Origin of the sequence: Nonomuraea sp. 3N208 (genome assembly GCF_052245935.1) — a bacterium.
In the GTDB taxonomy this organism is placed as follows: Bacteria; Actinomycetota; Actinomycetes; order Streptosporangiales; family Streptosporangiaceae; genus Nonomuraea.
Window position 1 is genome coordinate 1 of sequence record NZ_JBQQBR010000094.1, and the last position, 10,364, is coordinate 10,364.

A 10,364-nucleotide genomic window follows, 5' to 3' on the forward strand; every position below is an offset into this window, starting at 1 on the left:
CGGGGACACGGCCTACAGCGTAGAGACGCCCCCGATTTAGTGCGCACTTTTCGCCGTCCTCGACGGCGAAGCCCAAGGTCAGCGGCCTACGACTCGAATTTGATCTTGAACGTGAGCCAAGTCAGGTGACAAGCGCGTCGACAAGTACGACGACGTCATCGGTGAGGAACTGCTCACCCTCTCCTACGCGCGCCGCCTCGACGTCACGGAGACCCAGCAGTCCATCAGCGCTCTTGCGACCACCAGCGACCGCACCCGAGCGGTCAACCTGGACACGCCCACGGCTGCCGCACCGCCGCCCCGGCACCGCATCGGCTCGCTGCCGTACGCCGTCGTGGACATCGAGACCACCTGCCTCGACACCCGCAAGGCCCGCATCGCCGAAATCGCGATCATCCGCCTGCACCCCGACGGCAGCGAAGACCGCACCTACTCCACCCTGGTCAACCCCGGACGCTGGCCAGGCCCCACCCACATCCACGGCCTCACCAAAGGCGAAGTGGCAACGGCTCCTCACTTCCCGCAGATCGCCGGAGACGTGGCGGCCATGCTCGACGGCGCGATCGTCGTCGCCCACAACGTCCGCTACGACAGCGAAGTCCTCAGCACCGAATTCGCCCGAGCGGGCTACCCCCGACAACCTCATCACCTTGTGCACCCTGAACCTGGCGCGCCGCTTCGGGCCGCCAATGTCCTCCCACCGCCTCACCGACTGCGCCGCCGCCGAAGGACTCGGCAACGGCCCAGCGCACCACGCCGACAGCGACGCCCGAACCTGCGCCACCCTGCTGCAGATCTACCTCGAACGGGCAACGGCACAAGGACTGCAGTGGCTCGGTGAGCTCGGCGCGACCGGACAACTTTCGGCTAGGCCGTGGTGTGCGGCACCCGTCTCCGCCCTCGCCCGACGCCGGCACGAGGAGGTATAGCGCTCGGCTATACCGACGGTGGATTGTAGGGACTGAATCGGCCGAGATGGGGATGAGCTCGTCGGGATCGACGGTCCTGTCCGGTGGGAACTGCGGGGGCTCTTTGATCGGGTCGATCGTGTCCGCATGGGACTTCATCCAGGCGATCCAGTCAGACAGTGACCGACGATGGTCCTCGTCTGTGATCGTGGACACCGCGGAGATCAGCTCGTCGGCGTACTGGCGTATGGTCCGTGCCCGCTGCCAGGCGTCCATCTCGGTAGCCAGCACCTGCAGGCGGTCTTGGGCGAGGACGCGCTCCCGAGCGTAGGCCGTGGCAGCTTCCCATTCCCGACGGAGCTCGTCCCGCTGGTGCTGCCGCTCTTCGGGGGATCGACCGCCGTCCATCATCGCTACTGCGTGGCAGATGTCCCTGGTGGCCGTCTCCATGTGCACGATGACCTGCCATAGCTGGGACTCCAGCGTCGATTTGTCTCCGTCGTACCAGTCGCAGCTTCCGCCGCCGGGCCACTGCCAGAGTCGCAGGCGCAGCCGTTGGGCAGGAGGAACATCGACGTCGTCAGGACTCTTGCGGCTGCTGCTGGGCTGAGCTGCCAGACGGGTCGCTAGTTCCTGTCTCTGGATCGCGACTGCCCAGCCCTCGTCACCGATGACCACCTCAAGGTGTCCGCCCTTATAGTCGCCGGGTCTCCGGACGGTGTAGCAGCAGCGAGTGGCTTCGTCCGCGATTGCCTGGAACAGCCGGAGGCCTCGCTGGCGGGCGGGGCCGTCGAGTGCGAAGGCCAGCTGATCATCACGTAGTTCGGCCACCACTGGATGCGGGTCTTCCAGATGCTGGAGGACGGGGATGGGCCGCCGGTCCTTTGGGTGGTAGCGCATGTGCCGCTGCCGAGAACCGCCTGTCTTGAGGCGTATCTCCAGATCGCCTTGGTCACGCCCTGTGAGGGTGAGGTGGTATCCATCGGGGATCAGACCGTCCCGACGGGCGGCTTGGGCGGCCTCCCGCCACAGGCGGCGGGTTACCTCGTCCGGGTCGTTGATCCGCAACATGCCGCCTGCGTCAATGAGCTGACTGAGAAAGTCTCCGGGGGCGATGGCAGGTTCATCCCTATCCGGCTGGTTGGCGTCCGGCGCTGGGAGGTGGTTTCCGCTCTCCAGGTAGAGCTGGCCGGATTCCGTCAGGGCGGCGCTCCAGAAGCCCTTCGTTCGGGTTATGGCCACCAGTTTCCGGTCCTGCAGAGCGTAGACGATCCGCGTCAAGCGTGTTTCTCGTGATGTCACGGGCTTCACGTTCGATGCGATGCGGATGAGGATCGACAGCTCACGCTCGTCAAGCGCGCTCGGAGGCTCCATGCTGTCACTGCACACCTGAGACGGGTGGTTCCGCAACAGCGTCTGCGGATTCGCGGGGCTCGAACTGTGGGAACGCTGGCTGGAGACGGAGGTAGTTCGGTCAGGAACGCGATCGCCTGCTCGAGGTGAGCATAGAAGGCGACCGTTGGGCGCCACTCCGCCCCCTCGCCTATCTGGGCGGTGATATCCAACACCGGAGGGCTCGGCAGTCCGGCCGCCAAGCAGGACGACCGGTATCTGCTGAGCCCCGCGAGACCACGCAACGGGCTACCGGGCTTCGCGAACCGTCCGCAACGCGGAGATCACGGCGGCTTGCGCAGGTGTGACCAGATTCGGAATCGCGTCCTGGTAGAGGTCCATCAATCGGGCATGTGCCCATCGCTGGAGTTCGTCATCGGGCTGCCCGGGCGGAGCCGGCAGCAGCGCGTTGAGCTGGTGAGCGGCGACCCTGGTGTGGACACCGGCGCGGATCCACGCGAGCGACTCAGGTGTGTTCGCGCCCGAGCGCACGGCGAGTGGGAGCAGGTTCAGCGTTCTGATGGCTTCGGCCGACAGCGTCCAGGGCCCCTCGGACTCATGCTCCTGGCCGAGCATGATGATGGCGTTGAGCGCTCCAGCGATGAGTGGAAGCCCGAACCGGAAAGCGTCACTAGTGACGGTGATTGCGCGCGGAAGCGGGTCTTGCGCGCCGCGCTTGGCGTTACCGGCAACGCTTTTACGGTGGATATGCTCGGCCACCGCGATGATCGGTTCGCCGTTCATCCAGGCGCACAGTGCAGACCGATAGGCCGACCAGGAGTCCGCGCGCGCGGGACCAGGGTCGAAGATCTTCGACAGCTTGCTCGCGTCTCCATAGGGCTTGGGGGGCAAGATACGCCGGAGCTGCTCGGGAGCTAGTTGTTCCAGCAGGTCGAGCATCAAATCGGCCCACCCCAGGATCTCTGCGGGTGCTGTTGTGGCCTGGAGGCGTGCTCGCAAGTGCCGGTAGAGTGCCGCGGTCTCGGAGAGCGCGATGCCGGACTGGTGAGCGGCGAACGCCACCCATGCGGGTGCGCCGGCTTCCTGGATGAAAGTGCTGCCGGTGACAGCAATCGCGTTGGTGATCGCCTGGACCTGATGTTGGGCGCCTGCTCGGTGGACGGCCCAGGTTTTTCCCACCACCTGCGTGGTGTCGTCCTCATCTTCGTTCTCGAAGGCTAGGAAGGCGAACGCAGTGTGCTCTGCCGGAGTCATGGTGTCCGTCGTCAGCGCGCCGGAGAGTGCGTTATGGATGAGTCCGTCCAGCGCGCTGCTCAGCTCTGACGACGCGTCTTCGTCCTGCAGGAACTCCGCGGTGCGGACCGCCCGCCGGGCATCGGCGGAGGAGCTGAGCACAAGAGCCTTATTTGGTACGACGAGGGCCATCGCGCGGGAGGCAACGTGGGCGCGGCCTGCACGCCCGATAGCGTTCAGCAACTGCGCACGAGCCTGGTCGCGCCGTTGCTGTGTGCTGGAGGTGTTGTCGTAACCGATCTCAGTGCCGCCGATGATGACGGCGGTGGCGGGCAGGTTGAGTCCTTGGGCCATGGTTCCGGTGGCGTACATGGCGACGGCGACGCCGCGCTCGAAAGCGAGCTCACTGGCGCGCTGCTCCTCACGGATGAGGGCGCTCGTATGCACGGCGACGCGTTGCTGCAAATGCGCGCGAAGCGCCGACGGCACACCAAGTTCCAGATCGGCGAGGTCCAGCAGGGCCTCGACGGTGCTATCGGCTGGCGCTGCGGCGAACTGTGTCATCCCCGCGGCGTGGAAGCTGTCGTGTTTGCTCCGGGGCAGGAAGGCGAGGATCTTGTCGCCGCGCAGGCCGAGGCGTTGAACGATCGCTGCAGTGGCCGGGGTGCAGTAGCCAGCCGGGTCCCATCCGGACTCCCGGATGACGGCGAGGGGAACCTCTATGTCCGTCTGGACCAGCGCGTAGTCGTCGGCCGCTTCGCTTGCCCATGCGCCCTGTAGCCCGGCGAGCAGAGCGATCGGTGCCTTGAACGTCTCCCGTTTACGGCGCGGAGGGAGTGCATGAAGCCGTTGAGAGGCGGCGGTGAAGGCAGCTGCACCGCGGTCGTTGTCGATGCCGGCAATCGCGCGGAGTGTACGGGTGGGACGCCACGGTCCGTTGATCACAGCCGTGTGCATTCCAGTCGCGTGGCTGAGCCAGGATCCGAGCTCGGAGGGGTTGGCGATGAGCGCGGACATCAACAGGAGACGCGCCTTCCTGGCACGGTGCATGATCTCTGCGAGGATCAACTCGGCGATCACACCACGGCCGGCCCGGTCTCCGAGAAGGTGTGCTTCATCGAAAACGCACAAGGCCAGTTTCGTGAAAGCCTCGGGGTTCTGCCGTAGAGCCAGGGAGCACTTCTCCGGAGTCATGACGAGGATCTGCTGATCTTCGATCTGTTCCAGGGACTCGCCAATCAGCTGTGTGTATTCGGCGCCACCAAGGAACTCGCGTACGGTCGTCCGACCGAAGACATCGGCCATCTGTCGGCGAATTTGGCCGACGAGTGCGTTGGTCGGTGCCAAGTAGAGGACCCAGCCCTGGCACAGGGCATGGCTGATCGCGAGTTCGGCGACGGACGACTTGCCGGAGTTGGTGGGTACTGCCACCACGGCGTGGGCCTTGGGACCGGGCAGCGATTCGTGCGCGTATTCCTGGGCGGCGGGCCACAGCAGCGGTCGGCTCCCGGCACGCTTGCGCTGGTAGGTCCCGAAGCGGTCCCCGGTGTCTTGCGGTGGAGGAGGTACCGTCCGCAGCGCCCGGGAGCCGGTCTCATCGCAGGCTGTGGCTAGCAGGAGCAGCAGGTGATGGAGGTCAGGATGGGCAGCCGGCCTTACAGGTATCTGGTCGCGGTTCTCAAGCCGCTCCGCGAGAGCCCGTAGCGAGCTGCCGGCGTTCGGGTCGATCCCGCTGCGGAACATGAGCCAGTCGAGATGGTCGGCGACGTGAACGCCAATAAGGCGCCACAATTCGTGCCGCACGAGGACGCGCGCTGGCAGTCCTTGCTGGTCCAGCATCGGGGCAGCGACCTCAACCGCCGGCGTCAGACGGCACAGTCCCACGATGCGCTGCACCGCCCAACTAGCGATCGGACCCTCGATGCTGCTGTCGTCGAGGTCCTCCGCGCCCATGCCAGAGACCGTCAGGGCCGCGTTGGCGTCGTAGCCGGCGATCAGGTACAGCAGTGCAGCCTCGACGCGCTCAAAGGTACGTTCGGACCCGAACAGCCAAAAGGAAGGGCTGTTGCTGCTTCCAGGCTGCCCGTCGTTCCCGTCATTGTCTGCCAAGCCGTGCGCGATGGTCAGCGCCTCTGCGGCCACGAAAGCACACGCCCGGACCATGGACGGTTCGGCTTGCAGAGGGAGGATCGCGTGTACTTCCAGCGCCGTCGCCAGCCGATGGAGCGTCTCTGCGGAGGCCGTTGCGGGCTGATCTGCCCCCAGCCGCGGCCTGGTGGTCTCAAGCCACGCTGTGGTCAGGATCCGGCGAATCTCATTGACGTTCAGGTCGGCGATCGTGGGCAGTGCTGCCAGAAGGGCGTTGATTCCCCGGTTGAACATTAGACGACCACCTCGTCGACCGCCGCTCGCATCGCGTCCGCGACGGCGTCGAAGAAGGCGTGGAAGCTCAGCAACTGCACAACGATGACCCGACGCCGCTCGCGCGGTGTCTTCATCCGCTGAAACTTCGGCCGGGCGGTCGTGAAGTCGTAGTCATCCTGATAGACAACGATCGGCAGGTAGGAGGCGTTGTCGCTCCAGAGCGAGTCCTTGACCTGTTCCTTGAGACCCGGCTCCAAGACGTAGCGGAACGCAGAAAGTCGGGCGCGCAGGTCCGGGCCGTGGATTCCCTCCTCCACCTCGCTGAAGAGGTTCAACGCATCTCCGAAGTTTGCGCTCGCGTTCGACTCGGTCGACTTGCTTTCGCCGATGGACACACCGAGCACGTCATTTTGCACGTAGGTGCCTACTGAGTCCAAGCCCTGACGGGTCACCGTTTGATGCATCTCGGACAATGTGCAGATCCGGCCATCGACACACGACGTCTCCCTGCGTGCGCTGAGTGACAGCAGGGCATGCCCGATCCCTTCGCCGATCCATGCGTTCCGGCGCGTGTCGCGGACCTGTTTCTGCTCTTCCGTGACGAAGATGTTGTCTGTGCCGATCAGTGACGTGACAGTCCTTCGGATCTCCTCACGGCGATCGACGCCTCGCGCCAGCAGATCCTCCGACAGCCGGGCGTCCAACCCCACGGCGCCGGCCAGTGTGCCGACGAGATACCGGCCCATGGCGACAGGTACCTCAAAGGCGTCCAGCCCTGAGACAATGACGACGATATGGCTCGACGCCGCGATACCAGGGTGGAAGGTCACGCATCTTTCGATCTCATCGAGCGATGCGGTCAAAAGGTCGATCACACTGCCCACACCAGCGTCCAACCTCGTTCTCCTCGCTTCTGGCTCCGAGTGGTGTGAGCGTGCCTCGCGGTCGCTTGCGAACAGCTGCGGCGCCCAGGGTGCTGGCCGTTCGGCTGGCGGCGAGCCCATGCATGGCAGCGTGCTTGCGGCGCTCGGCACCTACAGCAACACAATCGTCGAGGATAGCGGCCAATGTGCCCATACGGCTGGGATGGATGGATTGCGCAGGTCATCGAGCTGTTCCGCGTTAGCCGGGTGCTACCGGTTAAACGTGCCGCGACTCGCTATCTCGCTGAGATCGACCCTCTGCCACTCCGGTGGCGCCCGTCCAGCAGGCAGCCTTGGGCGACGACCGTCGCTCAATCGCTTCGGAGCTCAGGCCCACATGGGTCTTGCGCATTAGTGACCTTTTCGACATCTGAACGCCTCCAGCTCGTCGCGGAACTTCGAAGTCTTACCTCTGGAGGACGTTGACACCTGCCTATTCGCGTCCGAGGGCGGCCGGGATGCTCGGGTGGGTAGGTCCATCACGGTGCCACCAGGCCACCAGGTCACGATGCAAACGGAGCAACGCGGCAGGCGCCACGAAGCCGCCGGAAGCAATGGTCGGCTGGAGTGCTACCGACCAGCGCGGGGGAATAGACCGGCGGTCTTGGCCGCAGCTCTGATTTCTCGAAGAGAGGCATGAGTGCCATCGCTTTGCTTGACCTGCCACTCGCGATACGCATCGCACCTCGTGCCGCGTACTGCTGTGGCGGCCTCATCGGGTTTGCCGTAGGTCATGCCCGTGGCTACGATCACGATTCCGCCATCTGCGTCGAGCACCGCTGAATGCTCCCTTCCTTTATAGCGAAGGAAGAGTTCCGTCCCCTCGGACAGGATGCCAGCCTGAACCATGAGGGCGACATCAGTACCGCGCCTTGTTCTGTGGCGAGCGCGAGAGTTCTTCTTTGCTGGAGGCGCTAGTGTCTCCTTGTTGCTCGCCGCTTCAGACGAGATCGTGGCGTCAGGCTTTACTATTCCAAGTTTGACTGGATTCCAGATGATCTCACAGAGTCGCAGATAGAGCTCATGGCGCGTCTCGATAATCTTCTTCATCGAATCTTTGTCGCCGAAGGAGCGGAGCAACTTCTCCAGTCCGTGAGAATTTTTGAAGTCGCGTAGACCGGGGCTTCTGTCTCGGTAACCGGGAGACAAGACTCCGAGTAAAATATTATATTTAGCGTAGTATCCCAACTTTTGGCCGAGAGGCAGGTCGTTCAAGCTGGAGTTGTCGCGGCCGGGAAGTAGCCCCAGAGCGCCGAACTGATTTCGCAGGGCACGAAAGACGACCGGGTCCGACACGTCATGGCTAACAAGATGGTGATGCTTGGGCCACAGATGTTCGATGTGGTACCTGTCGCTATCAAGATAAGCGAGGATCTCATTGGCTCTTTCGCAGGATGTTTCCACGAATGACGTCACCCGCGCCAACAAGTAGCGCACATGGTGAGCGTTGTTTCCCCTAAGGCTGAACTTGGTGAAGTTGAGAATCGACGTTGCGTCGTCGGTGACGAGTTCGCCCAGGCGTGAGGTGACGTCATCACTGGTGGTGCTGCCTCGAAGTTTCGGTACCAGGCGGTCGTGCACCTCCTCACGGATATCCTTGGGTTGCACCGGCAGGTCCTCAAGGACCCTTAGGACGTACCAGCGGTCCAGATAGCGAGCTATACGAAGGGCCTTCTCTTTGGCTTCGCTCAGTGTGTCGGTAGGTCGCATCGCGGCGAGCATCGCCACATTTTGTGCTGTGATGCCATTGCGCGCGTTAAAGTAAACGGGCTCGAAGTTATGCGTGAGGTCGTTTCCTGCTGCCAATAGTGGCCTGTATCGCCTGCCCAGCTCGATCAGCGTCTCAACGAATCGAAAGTAGTCGCCTGCCGTGCGAAGGCCCACGACTTCGACGTTCCTCCGCACCCAGAAGTTGAGATTGCTGTCGATGCTCTTCCTGTCCTCTTCGTTGCCGAGGCGTGCGTAGCGGGCATGAAGTACCGCCTTGATGAAACGCGATGGTGCGTCGCGGTCGTCCCGGTCAATGGTCAACTCGCTGAGCATCACTTGCCACTGCTGGTTGAGCTTCTCCTCCTCGGCTCCCACTCTCGAGAGGAGATGGCTCTTGAGCAGATCGACGGGAGTCAGTCGCGCGCCCCGGTCATTCATGGTCTCGAACATCCGGTAGCCGGCGTCTCTGCTGTGCGCGCTGATGCCTATCAGCACTACTCGGTCGAGAAGCCAGTCAATGAACAACGGCAGTTGCTCGTTGTCCAGCGCCTCATTGAGCAGCGGCACGATCTGCTCGCTGCGCGCCCATAGGTTACGCCTTGACAGCGAGTCGCCGATCCCAGGTTCATACTTTCGTCCTTCTGTGATCGCTCGGAGCACAGGCTCGTGATCTTTGATCCCTATGCAAAAGGACTGGTCATGGCGCCGGATGACGCGGTTGAGCCGGTCTGCGCTATCGTCGTAGATGCCGCCGACCATTGCGCGCAGATGCATGAAGAGAAGATGCAGTGTCACGAAACGCTGCTGTCCATCGACGAGGAACCGTCGCCGCCGCTGCTGCTCGTAGTACACGAACGGTCCGAGGAAGTATTGCGGCGCTCGATGTGGCTTTTGGAGCATCGCCGGGTTCTGCCGCCACCAATCAAATGCTGCGCAGAGATCGTGAACCAAGGTGCGGACCTCGTCTTCACCCCATGTGTATTCCCGCTGGTAGAAGTCGATCTCGTAGGACACTTCACCGAAGAGCTCGTGCAGACAGAACGACTTCGACTTGATGTTCTCTTCGAACATGATCACGGCCCGTCGCGTCTGGATGACAAACGCCAGTGTTACCAAGGTGACTTACCACGTCAACGTGCTTGCCACGCTGTCACCAGACCTATCGGACTCTCCATCGCTGGCACCGCTTGCCCTTACGTCACCCAACTCAATTGCAGGTGTGATAAGGATCTCCGCGTAAAATCGCAGGTCACCGTCCCTTGGTCCTAACCCATCAACAGCACGGCTGACAACCTATGGCAAGACAGGAGGCGCGGACAGCGGACAGCCCAGGGTGACAGACTTCGCCGGTCGTGGTGACGACGCCATTGCTTGGTACTTGACCACACACCAGGGGCGCCAGCGTTACACCACCGGTTTCGCGAACGCAGCGGTAGTAGCGTCCAGGACACGGCCTACGAACCGCTCGACATCGGTTCAGGCAGGGGAAGAGCTGACCAGTACCGTAATGGCATCTACACCAGGCGCGGAACCTAGTCTGAGCAGACGTGGGATCAGGAATGGGGAAGTCCCATCTCGGTGCCCGAAGACAGGACTGGGTCGTCGAGCATTCGCTCAGCGCCACGTTCCATCTGTGCGTCGCACGTCAGCGAGGCTGCCCTCCACTACGCGGCGGGAGACTTCTTCCCACTCGCGGATCACTCGCCGCTTCCCATCGGGGATGGATGGCCAGTCCGTCCGGGTCACTGGGCCTGTCCAGAAAACGGTGTAACTCGATCTTGAATTAGTTCTATCGAGTGGTCGGGGTCAGACGGCCTTCGAAGGTGATGGCGAAGGCGTTCAGAGCGGCTTTCCAGCGGGTGATCCAGCGTTT

General features: G+C 63.1%; 5 protein-coding genes and 1 pseudogene. 1 reads left to right on the forward strand and 5 read right to left on the reverse strand.

Features of this window, described 5'->3' with window-relative positions:
- Nucleotides 1-183: 183 nt before the first annotated feature.
- Complete coding sequence (locus tag ACTWPT_RS58870) at nucleotides 184-342, reverse strand: hypothetical protein (protein ID WP_443186283.1); 159 nt, start codon at nucleotides 340-342, stop codon at nucleotides 184-186.
- Here ACTWPT_RS58870 and ACTWPT_RS58875 point away from each other — a divergent pair.
- Nucleotides 335-571: pseudogene (locus ACTWPT_RS58875) on the forward strand (3'-5' exonuclease); the annotation flags it as partial. The gene ACTWPT_RS58870 and the pseudogene ACTWPT_RS58875 sit on opposite strands and share 8 nt — an antisense overlap.
- A 31-nt stretch (nucleotides 572-602) precedes the next feature.
- On the opposite strand, the gene ACTWPT_RS58880 reads toward ACTWPT_RS58875, so the two are convergent.
- The 4 genes from ACTWPT_RS58880 to ACTWPT_RS58895 form a co-directional block, all read right to left on the reverse strand.
- Nucleotides 603-2,282: a hypothetical protein gene (locus ACTWPT_RS58880; RefSeq protein WP_443186287.1), complete on the reverse strand. Its 1,680-nt coding sequence runs from the start codon at nucleotides 2,280-2,282 to the stop codon at nucleotides 603-605.
- Between the two features lie 267 nt (nucleotides 2,283-2,549).
- Nucleotides 2,550-5,876 (reverse strand): DEAD/DEAH box helicase, encoded by a 3,327-nt coding sequence (locus tag ACTWPT_RS58885; protein ID WP_443186284.1) that lies wholly within the window; start codon nucleotides 5,874-5,876, stop codon nucleotides 2,550-2,552.
- The gene (locus ACTWPT_RS58890) at nucleotides 5,876-6,754 is read right to left on the reverse strand and encodes a hypothetical protein (protein ID WP_443186285.1); all 879 of its coding nucleotides are present in this window, start codon (nucleotides 6,752-6,754) and stop codon (nucleotides 5,876-5,878) included. Before ACTWPT_RS58890 ends, ACTWPT_RS58885 begins: the two co-directional genes overlap by 1 nt.
- Before the next feature lie 597 nt (nucleotides 6,755-7,351).
- Entirely contained in the window at nucleotides 7,352-9,562 is a 2,211-nt protein-coding gene (locus tag ACTWPT_RS58895) for a GmrSD restriction endonuclease domain-containing protein (protein WP_443186286.1), read from the reverse strand.
- Between the last annotated feature and the right edge of the window lie 802 nt (nucleotides 9,563-10,364).

Bases quoted from the DNA above. Each gene is read 5' to 3' on its own strand.
- ACTWPT_RS58880 (WP_443186287.1), bottom strand. From the start codon at position 2,282: ATGGAGCCTCCGAGCGCGCTTGACGAGCGTGAGCTGTCGATCCTCATC.
- ACTWPT_RS58870 (WP_443186283.1), bottom strand. From the start codon at position 342: ATGTCCACGACGGCGTACGGCAGCGAGCCGATGCGGTGCCGGGGCGGC.
- ACTWPT_RS58895 (WP_443186286.1), bottom strand. From the start codon at position 9,562: ATGTTCGAAGAGAACATCAAGTCGAAGTCGTTCTGTCTGCACGAGCTC.
- ACTWPT_RS58885 (WP_443186284.1), bottom strand. From the start codon at position 5,876: ATGTTCAACCGGGGAATCAACGCCCTTCTGGCAGCACTGCCCACGATC.